17 protein-coding genes are annotated in these 26321 nt (G+C 52.0%); 7 read left to right on the top strand and 10 right to left on the bottom strand.

The features are described from left to right. Positions 1-83 precede the first annotated feature (83 nt). A complete protein-coding gene (locus HV350_RS14770; protein WP_181628807.1) occupies positions 84-8666 on the top strand; it encodes a glucoamylase family protein in 8583 nt (2860 codons plus the stop codon). A 19-nt stretch (positions 8667-8685) separates the two neighbouring features. On the opposite strand, the gene HV350_RS14765 is transcribed toward HV350_RS14770, so the two are convergent. Continuing rightward, positions 8686-8919: a hypothetical protein gene (locus tag HV350_RS14765; protein WP_029139493.1), complete on the bottom strand. Its 234-nt coding sequence runs from the start codon at positions 8917-8919 to the stop codon at positions 8686-8688. Between the two features lie 403 nt (positions 8920-9322). On the opposite strand from HV350_RS14765, the gene HV350_RS14760 reads away from it, so the two are divergent. Next, a complete protein-coding gene (locus HV350_RS14760; RefSeq protein ID WP_227021707.1) occupies positions 9323-9601 on the top strand; it encodes a hypothetical protein in 279 nt (92 codons plus the stop codon). Between the two features lie 150 nt (positions 9602-9751). On the opposite strand, the gene potB is transcribed toward HV350_RS14760, so the two are convergent. Both potB and potA read right to left on the bottom strand, forming a co-directional pair. Next, complete coding sequence (gene potB, locus HV350_RS14755; RefSeq protein WP_016150058.1) at positions 9752-10615, bottom strand: spermidine/putrescine ABC transporter permease PotB; 864 nt, start codon at positions 10613-10615, stop codon at positions 9752-9754. Continuing rightward, the gene (gene potA / locus HV350_RS14750; RefSeq protein ID WP_016152695.1) at positions 10599-11735 is read right to left on the bottom strand and encodes a spermidine/putrescine ABC transporter ATP-binding protein PotA; all 1137 of its coding nucleotides are present in this window, start codon (positions 11733-11735) and stop codon (positions 10599-10601) included. The genes potB and potA overlap by 17 nt, the downstream gene beginning before the upstream one ends. A gap of 250 nt (positions 11736-11985) precedes the next feature. On the opposite strand from potA, the gene pepT reads away from it, so the two are divergent. After that, the gene (pepT, locus tag HV350_RS14745; protein WP_016152696.1) at positions 11986-13212 is read left to right on the top strand and encodes a peptidase T; all 1227 of its coding nucleotides are present in this window, start codon (positions 11986-11988) and stop codon (positions 13210-13212) included. 104 nt (positions 13213-13316) lie between these two features. On the opposite strand, the gene roxA is transcribed toward pepT, so the two are convergent. The 5 genes from roxA to znuC all read right to left on the bottom strand — a co-directional run bounded on the left by roxA (position 13317) and on the right by znuC (position 18356). Further along, on the bottom strand, positions 13317-14438 hold the full coding sequence (gene roxA / locus HV350_RS14740; RefSeq protein ID WP_181628805.1) for a [50S ribosomal protein L16]-arginine 3-hydroxylase: 1122 nt from the start codon (positions 14436-14438) through the stop codon (positions 13317-13319). Between the two features lie 92 nt (positions 14439-14530). After that, entirely contained in the window at positions 14531-15994 is a 1464-nt protein-coding gene (phoQ, locus tag HV350_RS14735) for a two-component system sensor histidine kinase PhoQ (protein WP_181628803.1), read from the bottom strand. Further along, the gene (phoP, locus tag HV350_RS14730) at positions 15994-16665 is read right to left on the bottom strand and encodes a two-component system response regulator PhoP (protein WP_003846709.1); all 672 of its coding nucleotides are present in this window, start codon (positions 16663-16665) and stop codon (positions 15994-15996) included. The genes phoQ and phoP overlap by 1 nt, the downstream gene beginning before the upstream one ends. Before the next feature lie 153 nt (positions 16666-16818). Further along, positions 16819-17604, bottom strand: coding sequence for a zinc ABC transporter permease subunit ZnuB (znuB, locus tag HV350_RS14725; RefSeq protein ID WP_016152760.1), 786 nt, complete (start codon positions 17602-17604; stop codon positions 16819-16821). Further along, complete coding sequence (gene znuC / locus HV350_RS14720; RefSeq protein WP_016152761.1) at positions 17601-18356, bottom strand: zinc ABC transporter ATP-binding protein ZnuC; 756 nt, start codon at positions 18354-18356, stop codon at positions 17601-17603. Before znuC ends, znuB begins: the two co-directional genes overlap by 4 nt. A 78-nt stretch (positions 18357-18434) precedes the next feature. Between znuC and znuA the strand changes: the two genes are divergently transcribed. From znuA to lpxM, 3 genes are all read left to right on the top strand, one after another. After that, entirely contained in the window at positions 18435-19379 is a 945-nt protein-coding gene (gene znuA / locus HV350_RS14715) for a zinc ABC transporter substrate-binding protein ZnuA (protein ID WP_181628801.1), read from the top strand. A 15-nt stretch (positions 19380-19394) separates the two neighbouring features. Then, positions 19395-20714 carry a murein DD-endopeptidase MepM gene (mepM, locus tag HV350_RS14710; protein ID WP_016152763.1) on the top strand — a complete coding sequence of 440 codons (1320 nt, stop codon included), beginning with the start codon at positions 19395-19397 and terminating at the stop codon, positions 20712-20714. Positions 20715-20833: 119 nt separating this feature from the next. Next, positions 20834-21805 carry a lauroyl-Kdo(2)-lipid IV(A) myristoyltransferase gene (gene lpxM / locus HV350_RS14705; protein WP_047501988.1) on the top strand — a complete coding sequence of 324 codons (972 nt, stop codon included), beginning with the start codon at positions 20834-20836 and terminating at the stop codon, positions 21803-21805. Positions 21806-21849: 44 nt separating this feature from the next. Here lpxM and pyk read toward each other — a convergent pair whose 3' ends face one another. Both pyk and HV350_RS14695 read right to left on the bottom strand, forming a co-directional pair. After that, positions 21850-23292: a pyruvate kinase gene (gene pyk / locus HV350_RS14700; RefSeq protein WP_016152765.1), complete on the bottom strand. Its 1443-nt coding sequence runs from the start codon at positions 23290-23292 to the stop codon at positions 21850-21852. 118 nt (positions 23293-23410) lie between these two features. Further along, the gene (locus HV350_RS14695) at positions 23411-24280 is read right to left on the bottom strand and encodes a MurR/RpiR family transcriptional regulator (RefSeq protein ID WP_181630666.1); all 870 of its coding nucleotides are present in this window, start codon (positions 24278-24280) and stop codon (positions 23411-23413) included. 368 nt (positions 24281-24648) lie between these two features. Between HV350_RS14695 and zwf the strand changes: the two genes are divergently transcribed. Beyond that, complete coding sequence (gene zwf / locus HV350_RS14690; protein WP_003034896.1) at positions 24649-26124, top strand: glucose-6-phosphate dehydrogenase; 1476 nt, start codon at positions 24649-24651, stop codon at positions 26122-26124. The last annotated feature ends 197 nt before the right edge of the window (positions 26125-26321 follow it).

Genomic DNA, 26321 nt, shown 5'->3' with positions numbered 1-26321 from the left:
TGCCTTACGCCCATCCTGAGAGAACGTTTCTGAACTGATTTCGCAACTGCTCCTGCATGCTAACTCTGCATCAGAGCAATGCTATGAAAATGAACCCCAGGGCGTGGTTTAACCGCTCCCTTATTCCGATGAATGCTACCGAAAGCGTAACGTTTTCGGCGAACGATCCTGCCGGTGAAAGCACTCTGCAGTCAGAACTCTTTTCGACCGCCCAGATGGAACGCTACGGTCAGAAGCTCGCACGGACCCATAAATTATCGCCGGATAAACATCCTTATTATCTTCTAAAAAGACTCGGCGAGAATGAGGCCATCATTACCCAAAGCTGTTATGAGCTTAACGCGGGTAAAAAGACCAGTATCATGCCTGCCGGGGAGTGGTTGCTGGACAATTATTATCTGATTGAGGAACAAATCCGCACTGTCCGCCAGCACTTGCCGAAAAGCTTTGGTAAAGGTCTCCCGTCGCTGATGTCGCCGCTGAATTGCCCACGAATTTACAATATTGCATCAGAGGCCATTGCTCACGGTGACGGGCGCTGGGATGCTGCCAGCCTGACCAGCTATCTCACCGCCTATCAACAGGTGACCCCGCTGACATTAGGTGAAGTCTGGGCGTTACCGGGAATGCTGCGCCTGGCGCTGATTGAAAATCTTCGTCGTATCAGTATCGAAGTGATCAAAGCGCAGCAGGACAGAACGCTGGCTGATATGTGGATAACAAAGATTTTCGGATGTGCAGAGAATGCCCCTGGCGATTTAATCATGGTTGTTGCCGATATGGCACGCTCCCGACCTACGTTAACCAGTGCGTTTGTCGCAGAGCTGGTGCGGCGCCTGCAGGGGCATGGCAATGCGCTGTCGTTACCTCTGACCTGGGTTGATCAGTGCCTTCGGGAACAGGGGATCACCACCGACGTTCTCATACATAATTTCAATCAACAGCTTGCCGCCAGCCAGCTATCTGTCAGTAACAGCATCGCGGGTCTGCGATTACTGAGTGAAACGGATTGGGCTGATTTTGCCGAAACGATAAGTGTCGTCGAACAGGCATTACGCAATGATCCTGCCGGTATCTATCCTCGGATGCACTTCAATACCCGGGATCATTACCGGCACGTTGTTGAGGTACTGGCCAGAGACAGTGGTCTCAGCGAGCCTGAAGTTGCTGACAGGGTGCTGACGCTTTCAGGAAACAGTGCTCCCGATACACTGGAACATCATATTGGTTATTATCTCGCAGGCGAAGGTCGGCAGGCGCTGGAAATTCATCTGTTAGCTGACACCTCAAGGCTCATGCGCCTGCGGCACAGTTTCAACAGAATAACCCTGCTGTCATGGCTTGGAAGCCTGGCGTTGTTGACAACCGCAACGACCGCGGCAATTTTGCACGAAACAGCCATGCAGGGCGCAGACTGGCTGTTGATCGCGGTGATATTCCCTCTGATTATCGCTGTAACTCAGTTGATGAGCGATTTACTCAGTGACGCCACCACCCGTTTTCGCGTTCCTCGCCCCTTGCCGCGGATGGATTTCTCAACCGGCATTCCCCCTGACAGCGCCACCCTGTTAGTCATCCCCTGCATGCTGACCAGCCACGCAAGTTTCAGCCAACTCCTCACCAGTCTTGAAGTCTGCTGGCTGGGGAATGAAAACGAAAATCTCAGGTTTGCGCTGCTCACTGATTTCGCTGATTCTGCAAATGAACCCTCGCCGGAAAGCCAGATGCTGCTCAGACAGGCGATCGCCGATACGCAGGCGCTGAATCGCCGCTATCCCTCCAGCCGCCCACGTTTTTACCTGCTACACCGCCAGCCTGAATGGAACCCCGCGGAAGGAACGTGGATGGGCTATGAACGCAAGCGGGGAAAACTGGCGTTACTGAACAGCTGGTTGCGCCATCCGGGGACACAATTCGTCAGCGTTGCAGACATGCCTGCTAACCTTTTACCGGGCCAAATTAAATACGTCATTACCCTGGACAGTGATACGGTGCTGCCGCGCGATACGGCGCACAAACTGGTCGCGACGATGGCGCATCCGCTGAATACGCCAGAGTATGATCCGGTACGCCAGAGGGTTGTCAAAGGATTTGGCATTTTACAACCCGGCCTTGCGGAGGAGATACCACGCAACGGTCAGGGACGTTACGCCGCCATGCGCAGCAGCATACCGGGCAATAATCCCTATTCGATGATGTCTTCGGATATCTATCAGGATCTTTTTGGGGAAGGATCGTTCGTGGGCAAAGGGATTTACGATGTTGACATTTTTATGCAGGCCACGGCCAACACCTGCCCGGAAAATCTGGTTCTCAGCCATGATCTACTCGAAGGATGCTATGCACGTTCGGGTCTGCTCAGTGAGGTGTTACTCTATGAACAGTACCCGAATAATTATCTGTCGGATGTTGCACGCCGTTCACGCTGGATCCGGGGTGACTGGCAACTGCTTAACTGGCTGAAACCACGTGTCAGAAGAGCCGATGGAACCCGGACCAGGAATCCGCTGACCGCGCTTTCTTACTGGAAATTACTCGATAATCTGCGTCGCAGTCTGGTCGCCCCCTCATTACTGGTATTGCTGTTCTTCACCCTGCTAGGGGTACCTAATCCGGTTTACTGGCTGGGCGTACTGTCGCTGATATGGCTGTTGCCAACCATCCTCTGCATCACCCATGACCTGCTGCATAAACCTCTGCGTCGCCGCCTGAAGCCGCATCTGTTACTGGTAGGGGCGGGCGCGCTGAAGCGTTTGTCAGGTATCGGCCTTAATTTTGCGATACTGCCGCACGAAGCCGGATATTCGCTAAAAGCAATCGCCGTGACGTTATGGCGATTGGGGATCAGCAGGCGTCACCTCAGCCAGTGGGTCAGCCACAGCCAGGACAGCAATCAGGCCGGACCCACTGTCGCGCTTTTTTATCAGGCGATGTGGCTGAATGTTGCATGTGGTGTGATGCTGATAATACTGACCGGACAATTTGCTCCACAACTGCTGGGGATTGCGTTGCCGATCGGTTTGTTATGGTGTGTGGCACCGCTGCTGATGAGCTGGTTGAGTCGCCAGCCTGCGCGTAAGGTGTTTTCGCCCAATCCGGAACAAAAACAGCTGTTGCGCCAAACAAGCCGTGAAATCTGGGCGTTTTTTGAAACCTTTGCCACAGAAAAAGAGAACTGGCTTCCGCCTGATAACTACCAGGAAATACCGCAGCCGACGGTGGCCCATCGAACTTCTCCTACCAATATTGGCCTTTCCCTCATGGCTAACCTGACGGCATGGGACTTTGGCTACCTGCCCGGCGGGGAAGTGCTCCGGCGCGTATCGCTCACGCTCGACACAATGGATAAAATGGAGCACTACCGGGGCCATCTCTACAACTGGTATGACACTCGTACGCTGGCCCCCCTCAGCCCACGCTATATCTCAAGCGTTGACAGCGGCAACATGGCAGGGCATTTGTTGACACTGCGTGCAGGGCTGTCCGCCATGCGTCATCAGCCAGTTCTAAACAGCCAACATATACTGGCAGGGCTGAACGATACGCTGGATATTCTGGAAAAACAGTGGGGTCAGAACCCGCCTGACAGCTTGCGGTTGCTGCGAAAACACTGCCTGAGCGCGGTGTCGCTCTCTCCGCAGACATTTTTCAGCGAGCTGAAAAATATGCGCACCCAGTGCAATCACCTGAACACGCTATGCCATCAGGGATCTCCTCTTCAGATGCGTTGGGCAGGACATCTGGAGCATCAACTGGTTCAGCTTTGCCATGAGTGGTCGCTGCTGCTTGGTTGGTTACCTGCATCCTGGAACGAACAGACGCTGCCGACTTTATGCGAGCTTGCGCGCGCAACATTTACTGGTGTAGGAACCCCCCCGGCGTCAGCGACGGAGCAGGCACGGATGCGACTCAATATTATCACTGAACTTGAACAACGGCTGGATGAGCATGCCCGGATGGATTTCGCCTTTCTGTACAGCGAAGCAACCAGTCTGCTCAGTGTTGGCTATAACTGTGACACGAATATGCCTGACAAGAGCCACTACGATCTTCTGCCGTCTGAAATCCGCCTGACCAGCTTTCTTGCCATTGCCACTAATCAGCTACCTCTTAAAAGCTGGTACGCGCTGGGGCGACTGTTCACCACCATTGACAATGAAACCGCCCTGATGTCATGGAGCGGGTCAATGTTTGAATACCTGATGCCGAATCTGGTAATGCCCACCTGGCCTGGCAGCCTGCTCGATGAAATGAGTCAGTCGGCGGTAATGCGCCAGATTCATTGGGGGAAAGAACGCGGAGTACCGTGGGGCGTTTCAGAGTCTGGTTATCATGCTTTTGATGTTCAGCATAATTATCAATATCAGGCATTTGGTGTGCCGGGTCTCGGCCTGCGCAGGGGGCTTGCTGATGACATGGTTGTCGCCCCTTACGCCACACTGCTGGCGTTAATGGTCTCGCCACAGAAAGCCTGTGAGAACCTGATCAGGCTGCAAAAAAATGGCGCGCATGGTGAATACGGTTTTTATGAAGCGCTGGACTATACTCCCTCTCGCCTCGCAACCGGTCAGCTCTATGCGGTGGTTCAGTCCTGGATGGCGCATCACCAGGGCATGGCATTTCAGGCGCTGGCTCATGTGCTACTTGACGCCCCGATGACTGAACGCTTCATGTCCAGTACGGTCTTCCGCTCAGCGAGCCTGCTGTTACAGGAACGCGTGCCAGATGCGGTCGATCTGTACAGTCCGCGCCGTCATTTTGAATCTCATGAGGGCAGGGTCAAACCCGTTCGCTATGAACCCCGTATTTTCTATGGCGTGGACACGCCGGCCCCGGATATTCAACTGCTGTCCAACAACCATTATCATCTGATGTTGACCACGGGCGGCGGCGGCTACAGTCGCTGGAATAATATTGCGCTTACGCGCTGGCGCAGTGATACCACCCGCGATAACTGGGGAGCATTCTGCTATATCCGCGATATACAGACGGGGAATGTGTCGAGCAATACCTGGCAACCAACAGCCCACACCAGCGGGCATGACGAGGAAGTGATATTCACCGATGCGAGTGCTGAATTCAGACGCACTTTTGATGGGCTCAGCGTCAAAACTCAGGTTGTGATCTCCCCGGAGGATGATATTGAGTTGCGACGGCTCACACTGATTCATCGTGGTCGCCAGCCCCGCTCTCTGGAACTGACAACCTATGCCGAAGTAGTACTGGCACCTGAAGCCAGCGATTTGGCACACCCGGCATTTAGCAATCTGTTTATTCAGACGGAACTGGATCCTGAGCGTGACGCTATTCTTTGCCACCGGCGCCCGCGTTCTCCGGGTGAAACGAGTCCCTGCCTGTTTCACATGATGGTGGTGCATGGCGATAACCGTCATAACGTTTCGTTTGAAACAGACAGGGCAAAATTTCTTGGTCGTGGCAGAAACCCTGCGGATGCCCAGGCAATAAAGGCAGGCGGGGCGCTCAGCAACACGTCGGGGTCAGTGCTGGATCCGATCCTGGCAATACGCCACACCATCACTCTGCAGCCGGGGCAGCCGGTCACGATTGATATCATTTATGGCATCAGTGAGGCCCGCCAGCAGAGTCTGGCGTTGCTGGAAAAATACCGCGATTACCCTATCGCTGATCGCGTCTTTGAACTGGCCTGGTCTCACAGTCTGGTGGTATTACGCCAGATGAACGCCAGTGAAGATGATGCCACTTTGTTTAATCGTCTTGCCAGCGCGGTGCTTTACCCTGTCCAGGAGCTGCGCGCCGAAGGCCAGGCGATCAGCCGCAACCGGCGTGGTCAGTCCGGTCTGTGGGGCTGGGCAATTTCAGGCGATCTGCCGATAGTGCTGCTCAGTATTACCAGCGAGGAAAGTATTGCTTCAGTGACCACACTGATTCAGGCACACCGTTACTGGAGACAGAAAGGACTGGATGTTGATTTGGTTATCCTGAATAACAGCCCCGGCGGCTACCAGCAGGGCTTACAAAATCAGATTATGGACTTAATTTATGCCGGGTCTGAAGCCAGTCTGCTGGACAAAACGGGCGGTATTTTTGTTCGTAATGGCGAGCATCTCTCTGCTGAGGATAAGTTGCTTTTGATGAGCGTGGCCTGTCTTTATCTTGATGACCGCACAGGCAGTATCAATGAGCAGCTTAATCAGCGTACTCACACCCTTAAACCTCAGGCCAGAGCACTCATTCCACGAGCTGTACGCGAGCGTAATCAACATACGGACTGGAGTCCCGATATCAGTCAGTTATGCCATTTCAATGGGTACGGTGGATTTTCTCAGGATGGTCGGGAATATCAGATTGTTCTGCGGGAAGATGCGCAGACACCGGCACCCTGGTCAAATGTACTGGCAAATGCCCGTTTTGGCACTGTGATTTCAGAGGCGGGACAGGCCTACTCCTGGTATGAGAATGCACATGAATACCGGTTGACACCGTGGGAGAACGATCCGGTGAGCGATCGCAGCGGCGAGGCGTTTTATCTGCGCGATGAAGAGAGCGGTGAGTGTTGGTCACCGACGGCTTTACCTGTTCGCGGACATGGTGATTACCTGACCCGCCATGGTTTTGGTTACAGCGTGTTTGCCCATCGAGAGAATGGTATAGACAGCGAGCTGACGGTTCTGGTTGCCGAAGAGGCGCCGGTTAAACTGGCGCTCCTGACGCTCAGTAACTCTTCGGGGCGGACACGAAAACTTTCCGTCACCGGCTATGTGGAGTGGACGCTCGGAGGAACACGAACTCGTTCAGCCCCTCACATTGTGACACATGCGGCCAGACCGCCTGGCGGCTGCGGAGTGCTGGCGAACAACTTTTATGGCGATAACGGTAGCGGTCGTACTGCCTTTTTTGCCGTCAGCGGTAATGACTGTTCGTTGACCGGGGATCGCCGGGAGTTTATCGGTCGTAATGGTTCTCTGCACGCCCCGTCGGTCATGAAGCTACGCAGGCTTTCAGGTAAAACGGGCGCCGGTCTGGATCCCTGCGGGGCAGTACAATCGGCGGTAACATTAATTGATGGGGATCAGAGGACGTTTATTTTTATCCTCGGCGCAGAGGAGAATCATATTCGAGCTCAGGAGACGCTTGCCCGTTATATGAATGAGGAGACGGTCCGCGAGGAGCTGAACCGGGTTCACAACCACTGGCACAATGTGCTCGATAAAATCGTGGTTAACACCCCCGACACATCGGTAAATTTACTGGTGAATGGCTGGCTATTGTACCAGACGGTAGCCTGTCGCCTGATGGCTCGCAGCGGTTACTACCAGTCCGGCGGCGCATTTGGTTTTCGCGATCAACTGCAGGATACGCTGGCGCTGAGCCATGCTGATCCGAACCGGATGCGAGAACAGATAATCCTGTGTGCATCACGGCAATTTATTGAGGGTGATGTACAGCACTGGTGGCACCCGCCACACGGCAACGGGGTGCGCACGCGCTGTTCCGATGACTATCTGTGGCTTCCGCTTGCCGTTTGCCACTATGTTGAAACGACGGGGGATATGGAGGTACTGGAAACACGTATTCCTTATCTGGAGGGACGTCCGCTTCAGCCTGGTGAAGAGTCTGCCTATGATACGCCGGTGATCAGCGGTACCGAAGAGACTCTCTGGTTACACTGCGTCAAAGCCATTAAGTATGGACAACAGTTCGGGGAGCATGGTCTGCCGCTGATGGGGGCGGGTGACTGGAATGACGGCATGAACCGGGTGGGGATCGACGGCAAGGGTGAAAGCGTCTGGCTGGGCTTCTTCCTGTTCGACATTTTGCAGCGGTTTGCGGCGCTGGCTGATCGCAGGCTGGATGAAAGCGTCGCCTCAATGTGCCGTTCACAGGCTGTACGCCTGCAAAGCAATCTCGAAGCCCACGCCTGGGATGGGGAATGGTACCGGCGTGGATATTTTGACGATGGTACTCCCCTAGGGTCGAAAGCCTCACAGGACTGCCGGATTGATGCGATTGCCCAGAGCTGGTCAGTATTGTCCGGGGCCGCTAGCCCGGGACGGTGCGCAAAGGCCATGCAGGCGCTGGACAAACACCTTGTGGATAGTGAGGGGGGACTGATAAAACTATTAACGCCGCCTTTCGATGGGCACGGTCCAAATCCGGGTTACATACAGGGCTACCTGCCTGGTGTGCGGGAAAACGGAGGGCAGTATACACATGGCGCTATCTGGGCTGTGATGGCATTTGCCCGAATGGGGAATGCCGAACGTGCCTGGCAACTCTGGTCCATGCTCAGCCCGATAAATCATACTCTGAATGCGAACTCAGTCGGGATTTATAAAGCCGAGCCTTATGTCATGAGCGCTGATGTCTACAGCGTCGCTCCCCACATCGGACGTGCCGGATGGAGCTGGTATACCGGTTCATCAGGCTGGGCCTGGCGTTTACTTACCGAGGAATTACTGGGGATAAAACGTTCCGGTGCTGACCTTACGGTTCATGCCCGGTTGCCGGATGGGTGGCCGTCTTTTTCTATGACTTATCAATATGGCGAAAGCCATTATCAGATTAGTGTCTCACGCGGCGATGCAGAATATCGCGTTACACTGGATGGTGTTCTCCTCCCTAATGACAGAATACCGCTGCGGGATGATGGACAAAACCATACGGTTGAGATTATTCAGAACTGACACTGAGTCCGGACGCGCATTAACGTCTGCCGTTAATGCGCTGATTATCCCTGAGAACCTCAATTGCTGTCTGCATGGCGATTTTGTCATCTCGTTTTTTTTGCTTGTCCTGCATGACCTGAAGGTATTCCAGCAAAGTTCGGGTATTAATAGGTCGGCCCTGTTTGCCCACTGCCAGCACGGCTTCGCCAAGAATAATTTTCACTGGTGGCAACTGGGCCGGGTACCAGTCAAGGGTGTCTTCTGATTTCATGATAAATTTCTCACGGAAGGGTATTATATCATAAATCAGACGTTTAATTTTCAATATCTGATATCCTGATTTAATCATAAATTAACATAACTTAAGCCAGTTATTTTTATATTAAGGCGTATAATAATTACTGTGTTCCTCAGAGAATTATTTATGTCTTATACAAAAGGACTCAGGCACTTTAAAGAAAGACTGGTGCATGTTGCCTGCCCGGTATGCGCATACAGAGCCGATCAGAAAGCAGGTAAACTAAGAAAAGATGCGGTTCTGGAGTGCCCTGCCTGCGGGCTGTTGTTCAGACCATCAGAATGCTGGTGTATCGGCGGCTGATCGGCTTCTGCCACCTAACGTGAGTGATGTTGGGAAATGACAATATTGCTCCTGTACTGCAGTTTGAGAGGATATGATGATGAAATCTAAAAAATCTATTTTTATTGAAGGACATATCCTTTCGAACAGCTGTCATGGGCAGGTTGGTCAATCTTTCTGTATCCACAGGGCCAGGTTTAATAATGGTAAATATGCGATTATCCGGGAAGCATCAGGAATATGTTTCAAGCCTGGCGAAATTATTCAACGAAACGATTGCGAGTGGTTTTATAACCTTACCAAAATTCGCCTTCTCTCATTTGAGTACCTTGAAGATGATGAATCCAGAAGACAATTTCTTGAATATCGATAATAAATTCATGAGTATCATGACGGCATATTTTTGCGCGTTTACAATTCCTTTCTGATTTTACAAATCTTATCCCCGTCCGTGACCTGACATGCAGTTTACTTGAGGGTAAAAAGCATGCCATGATCATTTTAACTTATTGAGTAATAACGGTTAACTATCAATGTCGCTAACCTTCTTGTTCAGCAAGCGGGAGGCGCGCCAGTAGATCAGCAGCATCAGACCCATGACAATGGTCAGCGTAATGCTGGTGGCAGCACCGAACGGCCAGTCGCGGATGTTCAGGAACTGAACTTTAATCACGTTGCCAATCAGCAGGTTTTTCGCCCCGCCCATTAAGTCGGAAACGTAAAACAGCCCCATTGCGGGCAGCATAACCAGCAGGCATCCGGCGATAATTCCCGGCATCGTTAACGGAATAATGATGCGGGTGAAGGTCTGAAGTTTACTGGCGCCCAAATCGCGCGCGGCTTCCAGCAGCGGTTTATCGAGCTTTTCAATGCTGGAATAGAGCGGCATCACCATAAACGGCAGCAGGATGTACACCAGGCCGATAATCACCGCGCTGGGGGTAAACATGATGCGAATGGGGGTATCGATCACGCCGAGCCACAACAGAAATTCGTTGAGGTAGCCCTTGGTACTGAGGAATATTTTGAGTCCGTAGATGCGAATAAGCGAGTTGGTCCAGAACGGAACAATCAGCAGGAACAGCAGCAATGGACGTACTTTTTCCGGCAGTTTCACCAAAAACCAGGCAAACGGATAGCCGAGCACCAGACAGGCGAGCGTGGCAATCAGCGCCATATTGAGGGAGTGAACCAGTACCTCAAAATAGAGCGGATCGAGCAGGCGTGTATAGTTTTCCAGCGTAAAGACCATTTTGACGAAATTGGCGTCGTCGCGGGTCAAAAAGCTGGTGCCGATGATCATCAGGTTGGGCAGAAAGACAAATAACACAAGCCAACCGACAATGGTGACGATCACCACACTCTGGAATTTACTTGTGTTCTTCATCAGCCAGTACGACCTCCCAGCTTTCTACCCAGTTAATCGCCATTTTCTGGTCGAGAGAGTGGTCAAAGTCAGGATCGTCTTCGTTGAAGAATTCACTGACCATCACCATCTTGCCATTTTCCAGTTCCACAACCGACTCCAGCGTCATGCCCTTGTAGTTGCGTTCACGCACGTAGCCGATCAGGCCTTCGATATGATTGTCGTCGTTGATTTCATCAACGCGCAGATCTTCAGGGCGTAACAGGACGTGCAGCTTCTGCCCGGGAATCACCGCGAAGTTGACATAAATATTGCACTCGCGACCTTCAACGTTAGCACGAACGCGCTGTTCGTCCAGACGTTCTATCACCGTCGCGTTAAACATATTGATCTCACCGATAAACCCGGCGACGAACAGATTTTTCGGCTCTTCGTAGATTTCGCGCGGCGTACCGTCCTGCTCAATCTTGCCATCGCGCATCACCACGATACGGTCTGACATGGTCAGCGCCTCTTCCTGATCGTGAGTGACAAAGACAAAGGTGATACCAAGCTTACGTTGCAGCGCTTTCAGTTCGTTCTGCATCTGCTTGCGCAGTTTGTAGTCCAGCGCAGAGAGAGATTCGTCTAACAGGAGTAAACGGGGTTTATTGACCACCGCTCGGGCAATCGCTACGCGCTGCTGCTGTCCACCGGAGAGTTGATGCGGTTTTCGCTGGGCGAACTCTTCCAGCTGCACCATGCGCAGAGCTTCGGTAACGCGGGGAGGAATGTCGGCTGCGGGCGTTTTTTGCATGCGTAAGCCAAAGGCCACATTCTCAAAAACGGTCATGTGGGGAAATAACGCATAGCTTTGGAAGACGGTGTTCACGTAGCGGTTTTCCGCAGGAACGTGAGTGATGTCCTGGTTGTCCAACATGATATGACCGGAATCAACCGTTTCCAGACCGGCAATCAGGCGAAGAACGGTTGTTTTACCGCAGCCAGAGGGGCCAAGCAGCGTGAGAAACTCGCCATTATTGATGGTCAAATCCAGGCTGGAAATCACCTCTTTGCCATCGAAACTTTTGCGAATTCCCGCTAATTGCACCAGTGGAGAAAGCGAACGCGGTTGTTTATTCAATTTTTTACTCTGTCCCATGTAAACGCAACGGATGGCTGACCGCTGCGGGGTTCGTGGTTAACCACCTTGATGACTCTTAATGAGGGCCGTTATTCTACGGCAAACCATGGTAATCGCCAATCCTTGTTGCGAATTACTGACTTAGCCCTATAGTCAGAGGGGATGTCAGGGCGAAATATTCTCACTTGCGGGGATAAAAGTGACCTGACGCAATATTTGTCTTTTGTTGCTTATTGATAATGTTGTCACAAAAAGTGAGGGTGACTGCATGGATAAACTACTTGAGCGTTTTTTACACTACGTGTCGCTGGACACCCAATCAAAATCGGGCGTGCGGCAGGTACCCAGCACCGAAGGACAGTGGAAGTTATTACAACTGCTCAAACAACAGCTCGAAGAGATGGGGCTGGTTAACATTTCACTGAGCGAAAAGGGGACGCTGATGGCCACGTTGCCCGCTAACGTTGCTGGCAATATTCCCGCGATCGGCTTTATTTCCCATGTGGATACCTCACCGGATTTCAGCGGTAAAAACGTTAATCCGCAAATCGTTGAAAACTATCGCGGCGGCGATATTGCGTTAGGCATTGGTGATGAAGTTCTGTCGCCGGTGATGTTCCCGGTGCTGCATCAACTTCTGGGTCAGACGCTGATCACCACAGACGGTAAAACGCTGCTGGGCGCGGATGATAAAGCAGGCGTGGCGGAAATCATGACCGCGCTGGCGGTGCTCATCCAAAAAGATATTCCGCACGGTGATATCCGCGTGGCCTTTACGCCGGACGAAGAGGTTGGTAAAGGGGCGAAGCATTTTGACGTTGCGGCATTTGATGCGCAGTGGGCCTATACCGTTGACGGCGGTGGCGTGGGAGAGCTGGAATTTGAAAACTTCAACGCCGCGTCGGTTAATATCAAAATTGTCGGCAACAATGTCCATCCCGGTACCGCAAAAGGGGTGATGGTGAATGCGCTGTCGCTGGCTGCTCGTATTCATGCTGAGGTTCCGGCAGACGAAAGCCCGGAAACGACGGAAGGCTACGAAGGCTTTTATCATCTGGCGAGCATGAAAGGGACGGTCGATCGGGCGGATATGCACTACATCATCCGTGATTTTGACCGCAAGCAGTTTGAAGCGCGCAAACGCAAGATCATGGAGATCGCCAAAAAGGTCGGCAAAGGGTTACACCCGGATTGCTATATCGAACTGGTGATTGAAGACAGCTACTACAATATGCGCGAAAAAGTGATTGAGCATCCGCATGTGCTGGATATCGCCCAGAAGGCGATGCGCGATTGCGATATTGAGCCAGTGCTGAAACCTATTCGTGGCGGCACCGACGGCGCGCAGCTGTCGTTTATGGGATTACCGTGTCCGAATCTGTTCACCGGAGGCTACAACTATCATGGTAAACATGAGTTTGTAACTCTGGAAGGAATGGAAAAAGCGGTGCGGGTGATTGTACGTATTGCGGAATTAACCGCAAAGCAGCAGTAAATTTATCGATAGATGCCGGATAGCGCGTTGCTTATCCGGCCTACAGTATTTCACTCCAAAAGGCCTGATAGGACGCGCTAGCGTCGCATCAGGCACCGTTCGTATTATCCTTCGAAGAACCAGTATCCGCTGTTAACCAGTGCGGCAAGCATGGCAAGGAAAGACGGATCTTCCAGCGCATCCTCAAAGTTCTCGGCCGTCAGAACAATATGGCTGGCAAGCGCTTCCAGGGCAGGGCGATGCGGTGAATCAATTTTCTCACCGTTGGCGTAGACGTCATCGCCGATGCGCAATACGCGCAATCCGCCCAGACGCACTAACACATCCCCTTGCTTCAGGGCATCGTAAATTTCGTCTGGCTGATACGGCGGCTCCGGTGGAGCAATATCCAGCTCATGACGAGACTGAGAAATAAACTCGCCAAACCACTGCTGGAAATGTTCCGGCTGATTAATCAGTCCGAGCATCATTTCACGCAGCTTGTCCATTTCCTGTGGCAGAACGTCAGCCGGATGATCGCGCGACGGCAGGTCAGGATCGCTGTAATACGTGCTGCCCAGCTCACGTTGCAAAACGTAATCGGCGAAGCCGCTGATCAGTTCGCGAGTATTCGGCGCGCGGAAACCGACCGAGTAGTTCATGGCGTTTTCCAGCGCATAGCCTTCGTGCGGGAATCCTGGTGGAATGTACAGGATATCGCCGGGTTCCAGCTCTTCATCGATGATGGCTTCAAACGGGGCGACCTGCAGCAGGTCCGGGTGAGGGCAGTGCTGCTTCAACTGCAGTTTTTCGCCCACGCGCCAGCGACGTCGCCCGGTTCCCTGAATGATAAACACATCGTACTGATCAAGATGTGGGCCAACGCCGCCGCCGGGTACGGAGAAGGAGATCATCAGATCGTCAATCCGCCAGTCCGGCAGTTCGCGAAACGGACGCATCAGCGCGGCGGTTGGCTCATGCCAGTGATTGACCGCCTGTACCAGCAGCGACCAGTTGTTCTCGCCGAGATGATCATAGCTTTCGAACGGACCGTGGCTAACCTGCCATTTACCGTCCTGGTGGCTGACGAGTCGGCTGTCGACTTCGCTTTCCATTGCCAGTCCAGCCAGTTCGTCAGGAGAGAGTGGATCAATAAAGTTGTTAAACCCGCGTTTTAAGACCACCGGGCGTTTCTGCCAGTGGCGTTCAAGAAAATCGGGCCAGTTAAGTGTGAGTTGGTATTCCATAATGAGCATCCCGCAGGCTGGTATCTGCAACCGATTATAACGGATACTTAACCGCAAGCGGGAAATCAGTACATATTTATTACATGCGGCGATTACTCGTCTATCTGCCCCGGCTGCTGGCGGCCAAAAATAACTTCCATGCGCGCGCCACCCAGCAGGCTATCGCCTGCAATAATCTGCCCGTCATACTGTTCGGTGATTTCTCGCGCCACCGCCAGTCCAACGCCTTGCCCTGGTCGTAGCGTATCGACACGCTGTCCACGGTCAAACACCACTTCCCGTTTGCTTTGCGGAATACCAGGACCATCATCTTCAACCAGAATGTGTAGCTGATCCTCGGACAGATGCGCTGAAATCTCGACAAACTCCAGACAATATTTACATGCGTTATCCAGCACGTTGCCCATCACTTCGACAAAATCGTTCTGTTCGCCCACAAAACTGATTTCTGGTGAGATATCGAGATTTATGTTGACGCCTTTACGCTGATACACCTTATTTAGCGCCGAGGTGAGTTTATCCAGCAACGGCGCGACCGGATGCAGTTCGCGGCTAAGCAGCACGCTGCTGCCACGCATGCTGGCGCGATGCAGGTAATAGCCAATCTGCTGGGAAATACGGCTGATTTGTTCCAGCATGATGGGTTCCGCGTCGCTCACGTTCATTTTTTCATTACGCATCGAGCGGAGCGTACTCTGTAATACCGCCAGCGGTGTTTTCAGGCTGTGGGTGAGGTCTGTTAACGTCGTACGGTATTTGTCGTAGCGCTCGCGTTCGCTTTTTAAAAGTCGATTAAGATTGCGGACCAGGCTGGTCAGTTCGCGCGTGGTGGCGGGGTTTAGCATCTCTCGATGATGTTCCTCAAGCTCACGGACTTCACGCGCCAGCGATTCGATAGGCCGCAGACTCCACCAGGCGGCTACCCATAACAGCGGAATGACCAGCAACAGATTGGCGACCAGCACATAAATAAACCAACTCCAGACCATATACGAGCGCTTTAGCTCAATAGGAATGGTATCGACAACCACAATGGTCAACTGTGGCATTCTGGCAGTGGCGGGGTAGATGTTCACGGCGACCGAGTGGGTCATTTCGGCATCGTCGTCGTCTTCCCTGACTTCTTTTAGCTGCTGCTGAGCGGAGTGATCTTCGCCCAGTAAGGTGCTGGTGGCATCTACATTGGCTTCAATCTCATGAAAACCGTTCGCTTTTAGCCATTCCGGTTGGATACTGTGCGTCAGCCAGGGAACATTGCGCTGCGCCCACAACAACTCACCGTCTTCGTTATAGATCAGCGACATTGTTGGGCTTTGCATATCGAGATTCTCAGGCAGCTCGACGTTTATCTTACCGTTCTCCCATTTTGCCAGGGTATAGAACAGGTTACTTTCACCCCGCAGCAGGCGGAACGTTGTTTTATCAAAGCTGACGCTGTAACCCACCAGGGCAACCATGCCGTAGGCCAGCGAAAGCACCAATACCACGCCCGCGGTTGCCAGTAAAAAGCGCAACCGCAGTGATAACGGGAATAAATGACGCAATAATTTATTCATTAGCGCAGTTCAAAAAGATATCCCTGGCCACGCACGGTGGTGATGACATCATCCGGGTATTGCGCCTGTATTTTTTTACGCAGACGCCCCATCAGAACATCAATGGTGTGGCTTTCACGCAGCTCGGCATCCGGGTAAAGCTGTAACATGAGCGAATCTTTACTGACCACTTTGCCGTTATTACGGATAAGTGTTTCCATAATGGTGTATTCGAACGCCGTGAGCTTGATAACTTCATCATTGACGGATAACTCGCGCCGAGAGAGGTCCACCTGGAAAGGAGGAAGAGAGATAATCTGCGATGCCAGACCGCTGTTGCGACGCATCAGTGCCTGCATGCGCGCAGCCACCTCTTCGATGTGAAACGGTTTGGTGACGTAATCGTCGGCTCCGGCGCTGAGTACTTCCACCTTGTCTTGCCAGCCTTCACGCGCGGTTAACACCAGAATCGGCAACGAAACCTCATTGCTGCGCCAACGGCGGATCAATGACAAACCGTCTTCATCGGGGAGTCCTAAATCAACGATCGCGATATCCGGCAGATGTTCATTCAGATAATAGTCCGCTTCCTTCGCATCTTCTGCATCATCCACCTGATGCCCTAAATCCTGTAACTGAACCTTGAGGTGGTGGCGTAATAAAGCATTATCCTCGACAACCAGTACGCGCATCATCGTTTCTCCCTAAAATAACGGTATAAATAGTTTAACGCTGATTATGTGGCTGTGGGGATAAACATTTAATAAACCGCGGGAAGGGAGTCATTTCGCTCATGAAATAAAAAACCGGATAAGGCGATAGCCTCCATCCGGCTAAAATACGCATTAGCTCGCCTGTTTTTTCATCATGCTGAAGATAAACAGCAGCGCAGCACACAGCACCACGGAAGGACCTGCCGGGGTGTCATAGAAGGCCGAGAAGGTCAGCCCGCCTGTAACCGCTATCATTCCCACACCAACGGCAACCCCTGCCATCTGTTCTGGCGTACGGGCAAAGCGACGGGCGGTTGCCGCAGGGATAATAAGCAGTGAGGTGATAATTAATGCCCCGACAAATTTCATCGCCACGCCAATAGTTAATGCTGTGACCAGCATCAGCAGTAGCTTAACGCGTTGCAGCTTCACGCCATCCACAAATGCCAGATCCGGACTGATGGTCATCGACAGCAGGTTGCGCCACTGCCAGAACAAAATCGCCAGAACGATAACCACCCCAATGGCGATGGAAATAAGATCTTCCGGCGTCACGGCGAGCAAATCACCAAACAGGTAGGCCATCAGATCCACACGGATGTTGGACATCAGGCTGACGACAACTAAGCCTAATGACAGTGCACTGTGGGCCATAATGCCCAGTAAGGTATCAATCGCGAGGTGAGGGCGTTTTTCCAGCCATACCAGACCGCCTGCCAGCAATAAGGTGACGACGATGACCGCATAGAAAGGGTTTACATCCAGCAGCAGGCCAAAGGCGACCCCCAGTAGCGAAGCGTGGGCCAGCGTATCACCGAAATAAGACATTCGACGCCAGACCACAAACGAGCCGAGCGGGCCAGCGGCACAGGCCAGCATGATCCCGGCTAACCAACCGGGTAATAACAATTCAATCATGAGTGACCATTTCCCCGGCGTAAGACGATACGACCCTGTAAATCGTGGCGGTGATTATGATTATGACGGTAAATTCCGAGTTGTTCGGCACCGCGTTGTCCGAACATTGAGATGAATTCCGGGTGCATGGAAACCACTTCCGGCGCACCAGAACAACAAATATGATGGTTCAGGCACAGTACCTCATCGGTTTTTGCCATCACCAGATGCAGGTCATGAGAAACCATTAGTACGGCGCAATCCAGTTCACGTCGCAACTGATCGATAAGATCGTACAGTGCGACCTGCCCATTGACATCCACGCCCTGGGTTGGCTCATCAAGCACCAGTAGCTGAGGTTTATTCAATAAAGCACGGGCCAACAGGACGCGTTGTGTCTCCCCGCCAGAGAGTTTTTGCATCGGCGCATTCATCAGATGTCCGGCCTGAACACGCTTCAGTGCCGGAAGGATATCTTCTTTTTTGGTGCCGGGACGTAGGCGCATAAACCGACTTACCGTCAGCGGAAGCGTCGTATCGAGGTACAGTTTTTGCGGCACATAGCCAATCCGCAATCGACCATTACGCTTGATAACTCCCTCATCAGCCTCTACCAGCCCTAATACAACGCGCACCAGCGTAGATTTCCCGGCACCATTTGGGCCGAGAAGCGTCAATATTTTACCGGGTCGAAGTTCAAGCGATACGTCAGAGAGGACGCGGCGTTGACCATAAGAGACCGAGACATTTTCCAGTGAAACCAAAGTCGTCATATCAATTTTAGTCTTGCAGAAGTTATAGAATGTTATAATATCACAATTCTCACATTCATTACGATGATTGGTCGCATTATGTTACATAAAAATACGCTTCTTTTCGCAGCATTATCCGCTGCTCTTTGGGGTACTGCAACACAGTCGGCAAATGCCGCTGTCGTGGCTTCTCTTAAGCCGCTGGGGTTTATCGCTTCAGCCATTGCTGACGGGGTTACTGACACCCAGGTTCTGTTGCCTGACGGGGCTTCCGAACACGATTACTCATTGCGCCCTTCAGACGTAAAACGCTTACAGGGCGCGGACTTAGTCGTTTGGATTGGACCTGAGATGGAAGCGTTTATGGAAAAATCAGTCAAGAATATTCCTAACGCAAAACAGGTAACGATTGCGCAGCTCAATGACGTGAAACCGTTACTCATGAAAGGTGCTGACGACGATGATGACGATCATGGACATAATGATGCCGGCAGTGAAAAAAGTGACGAGCATCACCATCACGGCGATTACAACATGCATCTTTGGCTTTCCCCAGAGATAGCACGGGCCTCAGCGGTTGCAATCCATGAAAAATTAGTGGAACTTATGCCGCAAAGTCGAGCCAAACTTGACGCCAACCTGAAGGATTTTGAGGCACAATTAGCCGCAACCGATAAGCAGGTAGGTAACGAGCTCGCGCCGCTCAAGGGAAAAGGTTACTTCGTTTTTCATGACGCCTATGGCTACTACGAAAAACACTACGGACTAACACCGCTTGGTCACTTTACCGTGAACCCTGAGATTCAACCTGGTGCGCAGCGTTTACATGAAATAAGAACACAGTTGGTTGAGCAAAAAGCAACCTGCGTTTTTGCTGAGCCACAGTTCAGGCCAGCGGTCGTTGAAGCCGTCGCGAGAGGGACATCCGTTCGAATGGGAACGTTGGATCCGCTCGGAACGAATATCAAACTGGGTAAAACAAGCTATTCAGCGTTTTTGAACCAATTAGCCAACCAGTATGCGAGCTGCCTGAAAGGAGATTAATGAGGAAGTGATTACGTGCAACAGATAGCCCGCTCTGTCGCTCTGGCATTTAATAATCTGCCGCGGCCCCATCGCGTTATGCTGGGGTCGCTTACCGTACTGACATTGGCCGTCGCTGTCTGGCGGCCCTATGTTTACCATCCTGATTCTGCACCCATCGTCAAAACTATCGAGCTGGAAAAAAGCGAGATTCGTTCACTATTGCCTGAGGCCAGCGAACCTATCGATCAGGCCGCTCAGGAAGACGAAGCCATCCCACAGGACGAACTGGATGACAAAACGTCTGGTGAAGCCGGCGTGCATGAGTATGTCGTCTCCACGGGCGATACGCTGAGCAGTATTCTGAATCAGTACGGCATTGATATGGGTGACATCAGCCAACTCGCTGCTTCCGACAAACAACTGCGTAACCTGAAAATTGGTCAGCAACTTTCCTGGACGTTAGGCGCGGAAGGTGACTTGCAGCGCCTGACCTGGGAAGTCTCCCGTCGTGAAACCCGTACTTACGATCGCACCGCGACGGGTTTCAAAATGAGCAGCGAAATGCAGCAGGGCGATTGGGTTAACAGCCGAATCAAAGGCACCGTGGGCGGAAGTTTTGTCGCCAGTGCCAAAGATGCCGGACTGACCAGCTCTGAAATCAGCGCAGTGATTAAGGCCATGCAGTGGCAGATGGATTTCCGCAAACTGAAAAAAGGCGATGAGTTCTCGGTACTGATGTCTCGCGAAATGCTGGACGGTAAACGTGAGCAAAGCCAACTGCTGGGCGTACGCTTGCGTTCTGAAGGCAAAGATTATTACGCAATCCGTGCTGAAGACGGTAAGTTCTATGACCGCAACGGTACCGGACTGGCGAAAGGCTTTATGCGTTTCCCGACGGCTAAGCAGTTCCGCATCTCTTCCAACTTTAACCCGCGTCGTCTGAACCCGGTGACCGGACGCGTTGCGCCGCACAAAGGTGTCGACTTTGCGATGCCGCAGGGGACGCCGGTGCTGTCGGTGGGTGATGGTGAAGTGGTTGTAGCGAAGCGCAGCGGCGCAGCCGGATACTATGTTGCGGTTCGTCATGGTCGCACCTATACCACGCGTTATATGCACCTGCGTAAGTTGTTGGTCAAACCAGGACAAAAAGTGAAACGTGGCGATCGTATCGCGCTGTCTGGCAATACCGGGCGTTCTACGGGTCCGCATCTGCACTACGAAGTCTGGATCAACCAGCAGGCAGTGAATCCTCTGACGGCGAAACTGCCGCGCACAGAAGGCCTGACTGGCTCGGATCGTACCGATTACCTGGCACAGGTGAAAGAAGTTGTTCCTCAGTTGCGTTTCGATTAATTAACACGCTGACAGAGCCGGTACGCTATGCGTGCCGGCTTTTTTATTTTGTACGGCGCATCGCGCGCCGCTACACTATCAGCAGATCTACTTTTCGCCGCACCAGACACTGGAAGAGCATGGAAACGAAAAAAAAGAATATTGAATATATCCCTGAGTTTCACAAATCATTTCGCCATCCGCGCTACTGGGGGGCATGGCTGGGCGTAGCGGCGATAGCAGGCATTTCGTTAACGCCAGCATCATTTCGCGATCCAATTCTGGCAAAGCTCGGAAGAATGGCCGGGCGGCTGGGAAAAAGCTCGCGTCGCAGAGCACTGATCAATTTATCCCTCTGCTTTCCTGAACGCAGCGAAGCTGAGCGTGAAGCTATTGTCGATGAGATGTTTGCGACTGCACCTCAGGCGATGGTCATGATGTCGGAACTCGCCATACGCGGCCCGGAAAAAATTCAGCATCGGGTTGACTGGCAGGGGCTGGAAATCATCGAAGAGATGCGTCGCAACGATGAAAAAGTGATTTTTCTGGTTCCTCATGGTTGGGGCGTAGATATCCCAGCGATGCTGATGGCTTCCCAGGGACAGAAAATGGCTGCGATGTTCCACAATCAGGGAAACCCGGTATTCGATTATGTCTGGAACACGGTACGCCGTCGTTTCGGTGGTCGTTTGCATGCGCGTAATGATGGCATCAAACCGTTTATTCAGTCTGTACGTCAGGGATATTGGGGATACTACCTGCCGGATCAGGACCATGGCCCTGAGCACAGCGAGTTTGTGGATTTTTTTGCTACCTATAAAGCCACGTTACCGGCAATTGGCCGCCTGATGAAGGTATGTCATGCCCGTGTGGTGCCGCTGTTCCCGGTATACAATGGGAAAACGCATCGCTTAACGATTCAGGTTCGTCCTCCGATGGATGACATCCTGACGGCGGATGACCACACCATTGCCAGACGAATGAACGAAGAAGTGGAAATCTTTGTGACGCCGCATCTCGAGCAATACACCTGGATTCTAAAACTGCTTAAGACGCGCAAACCCGGTGAAATTGAGCCTTATAAGCGCAAAGATCTTTATCCGAAGAAATAAAAAAAGCCTCTCAAACGAGAGGCTTTTTTACATCAAACGGGGCGTTACTCGACGGTCAGAATACGCGTGGTATTCGTTGAGCCAATGGTGCTCATGACATCGCCTTGCGTCACAATGACCAGATCGCCGGAAACCAGATAGCCTTTATCGCGCAGCAGGTTCACTGCTTCACTGGCGGCAACGACGCCGTCTGTTTCGCTGTCAAAGTGAACCGGGGTGACGCCGCGATACAAGGAAGTAAGATTCAGCGTACGTTCATGACGAGACATGGCGAAAATCGGCAGACCAGAACTGATACGTGAAGTCATCAGCGCAGTACGACCGGATTCCGTCATTGTGATGATAGCGGTGACCCCTTTCAGGTGGTTAGCGGCATACATCGCTGACATGGCAATCGCTTCTTCAACGTTATCAAATTGCACGTCAAGGCGGTGTTTAGAGACGTTGATGCTCGGGATCTTCTCAGCACCCAAACAGACGCGTGCCATAGCCGCGACGGTTTCAGCCGGGTACTGACCTGCTGCAGTTTCTGCAGAGAGCATAACGGCATCGGTACCGTCGAGGACGGCGTTAGCCACGTCCATCACTTCCGCACGGGTCGGCATTGGGTTGGTGATCATCGACTCCATCATCTGCGTGGCGGTAATGACCGCACGGTTCAGCTGACGTGCGCGGCGAATCAACGCTTTCTGAATACCTACCAGCTCAGGATCGCCAATTTCAACGCCCAGGTCGCCACGCGCCACCATCACCACGTCGGAGGCAAGGATGATGTCATCCATCGCATTCTGGTCGCAGACGGCTTCTGCACGTTCTACCTTGGCGACAATTTTCGCATCGCAGCCAGCGTCGCGCGCCAGACGGCGGGCATAGTTCAGATCTTCGCCGCAGCGCGGGAAGGAGACGGCCAGATAGTCAACGCTGATTTGCGCAGCGGTGACGATGTCGGCTTTGTCTTTTTCGGTCAGGGCTTCAGCAGAGAGACCGCCGCCCAGTTTGTTAATGCCCTTATTGTTGGACAGCGGGCCACCGACGGTAACTTCGGTGAAGACTTTCATGCCCTGAACTTCCAGCACTTTAAGCTGTACGCGGCCGTCGTCGAGCAGCAGGATATCGCCTGGGACGACGTCAGCAGGCAGTCCTTTATAATCAATACCGACTTTTTCTTTGTCGCCTTCGCCTTTGCCGAGGTTGGCGTCTAACAGGAACTTGTCGCCAACGTTAAGAAATACTTTACCTTCTTTGAAGGTTGATACGCGGATTTTAGGTCCCTGCAGGTCACCCAAAATAGCTACATGACGTCCCAGTTTTGCGGCAATTTCACGGACTTTATCCGCCCGCAGTTTGTGATCTTCTGGAGAGCCGTGAGAAAAGTTCATACGTACGACGTTCGCACCCGCGGCGATAATCTTTTCAAGGTTATTATCGCGGTCAGTTGCCGGGCCTAACGTGGTAACGATTTTGGTTCTGCGAAGCCTTCTGGACATGTAATACTCCGTTGACTGAAACAACTTGGTGTTGCGTGAACATTAATCCGGTCGTTCTCAAATTTTAACGGTAAATGAACGACCCGGATGATAAAAGGGTAGAACATTGTTATTGCTTTTAGCGGTCATCACTCTTGATGAGTAATTCTTTATCAAAACGCGATTCCTTGAGCGCTTCCTTGACACGCTTCAAGTTATCTCTAAATTTTGCCCCACGGCGCAAAGTAAATCCTGTAGCCAGCACATCTATCACGGTCAGTTGAGCAAGTCGAGAGACCATGGGCATATAAATGTCAGTATCTTCCGGTACATCGAGGGTAATTGCCAGCGTTGCTTCACGCGCCAGTGGCGTGCCGGGAGAGGTGAGGGCGATAACCATGGCGTCATTTTCCCGCGCCAACTGCGCCAGTTCCACCAGACTTTTGGTTCTTCCGGTATGAGAAATAAGCACAATGACGTCATCGTCGCTACAATTCATGCAACTCATGCGTTGCAGAACAATATCGTCGGAATAGATTACCGGTACGTTAAACCGGAAAAATTTATTCATTGCGTCATGCGCCACTGCGGCAGAAGAACCGAGGCCAAAGAAGGCAATTTTTTTCGCCTGAGTTAATAAATCTACTGCCCGGTTTACCGCTGCGTTATCCAGAGACTGGCGGACGTGGTCGAGGCTTGCCATCGCTGACTCGAAGATTTTCCCCGTGTAAGATTCTACGCTGTCATCCTCATCCACATTGCGATTAACATAAGGGGTGCCATTTGCCAGACTTTGCGCCAGACGCAGTTTAAAATCAGGGAAGCCGCGGGTATCCATGCTGCGACAGAAACGGTTCACCGTCGGTTCGCTGACATTGGCTTCCACAGCAAGTGTGGCGATGCTTGAATGGATTGCCCGCTCGGGAGAGGCAAGAATAATGTCGGCGACTTTACGCTCTGACTTGCTCAACTGTTCCAGTTTTAACTGGATTTTTTCCAGCATATTCATGATGTAGGTAGACTCATGGGTCATGGGCAAAAACGATTTCAATGATACGGAGAAATCGGGGCATAATTTCGTGTATAGATATTACCCCTGCTAATGCAGCAACGGGGCAAAATGGACAGAATAGTTGTTGTTTTTTTTCATTACATGATCGGAGTCGGGTTTTCTTACGTCTTCAGGGGTACGAAAAAAGATGACTTTTTTGTCCAATTTGCGACGACAAACGCCCATAAAGCGACTGTTCGCGGTAACAGCACGGCTGGATAAGCGTTTACGGTTTCCGGATTCACGTAAAAGCAGTACAGTGCACTGTAATAAAATTACAACCAGTGTCTGGCAAAAGCACCAGGCACTTAATTGAGGAGAATGACATGGCGGTAACGCAAACGGCCCAGGCATGTGATCTGGTCATTTTCGGCGCGAAGGGCGACCTGGCGCGGCGGAAATTGCTGCCTTCCCTGTATCAACTGGAAAAGGCCGGCCAGATTAACCCGGAAACCCGTATCATTGGGGTAGGGCGTGCCGACTGGGACAAAGCAGCCTATACCAAGGTTGTGCGTGAAGCGCTCGAAACCTTCATGAAAGAAAAAATCGACGAAGGTTTGTGGGAGACTCTCAGCGGTCGTCTGGAGTTTTGTAATCTGGACGTCAATGACACCGCCGCGTTTAGCCGTCTGGGCGAAATGCTGGATCAAAAATCACGCACCACCATTAACTATTTCGCGATGCCGCCGAGCACCTTTGGCGCGATCTGCAAAGGCTTGGGTGAAGCAAAGCTGAATGCTAAACCAGCCCGTGTTGTGATGGAAAAACCGCTGGGTACGTCGCTGGCAACATCCCGTGAAATCAACGATCAGGTCGGCGAGTATTTCGAAGAGTGTCAGGTTTATCGTATCGACCACTATCTTGGCAAAGAGACGGTCCTGAACCTGCTGGCACTGCGTTTTGCCAACTCCCTGTTTGTGAACAACTGGGATAACCGCACTATCGATCACGTAGAAATTACCGTGGCGGAAGAAGTGGGTATTGAAGGCCGTTGGGGCTATTTTGACCAGGCAGGTCAAATGCGCGACATGATTCAGAACCACCTGCTGCAGATCCTGTGCATGATTGCGATGTCTCCGCCGTCCGATCTGAGCGCCGACAGCATTCGTGATGAAAAAGTGAAGGTACTGAAATCGCTGCGTCGTATCGATCGTTCGAACGTACGTGAAAAAACGGTTCGCGGTCAGTACACCGCGGGTTTTGCCCAGGGCAAAAAAGTGCCGGGGTATCTGGAAGAAGAAGGCGCGAACAAGAGCAGCAACACGGAAACGTTTGTGGCGATCCGTGTGGATATCGATAACTGGCGCTGGGCGGGAGTTCCGTTCTACCTGCGTACCGGTAAACGTTTACCGACAAAGTGCTCTGAAGTGGTGGTTTACTTCAAAACGCCTGAGCTGAATCTGTTCAGAGAATCCTGGCAGGATCTGCCGCAGAACAAGTTGACCATCCGTTTGCAGCCTGATGAAGGTGTCGATATCCAGGTACTGAACAAAGTGCCGGGTCTGGATCACAAGCATAATCTGCAAATTACCAAGCTTGATCTGAGCTATTCCGAAACCTTCAACCAGACGCACCTTGCCGACGCCTATGAGCGCCTGCTGCTCGAAACAATGCGCGGAATTCAGGCGCTGTTTGTGCGTCGTGATGAAGTTGAAGAAGCATGGAAGTGGGTCGACTCAATTACCGAAGCCTGGGCGATGGACAACGACGCGCCGAAGCCGTATCAGGCAGGGACCTGGGGCCCGGTTGCTTCTGTGGCGATGATTACCCGAGATGGTCGTTCCTGGAACGAATTCGAGTAAAATATCATCTAGCCCATAGGTGTTATTTTACCGGTAACATGATCTAACACAGATTGTAGAATAATTTTTGCACTTTTAAGCTCCGCGTGGATTCACCCGCGGGGCTTTTTTTATTACACTGCCTGAAACGATTTTGCCCCTGAGCTACGGCCAACAAGCGATTCAGCTATTTTTACCCAACTGAAACACATTGTTGA

The sequence above is a fragment of the Citrobacter sp. RHBSTW-01013 genome (assembly GCF_013781985.1).
Lineage (GTDB): Bacteria > Pseudomonadota > Gammaproteobacteria > Enterobacterales > Enterobacteriaceae > Citrobacter > Citrobacter braakii.
This window is presented reverse-complemented; position numbering and strand designations above follow the sequence as displayed.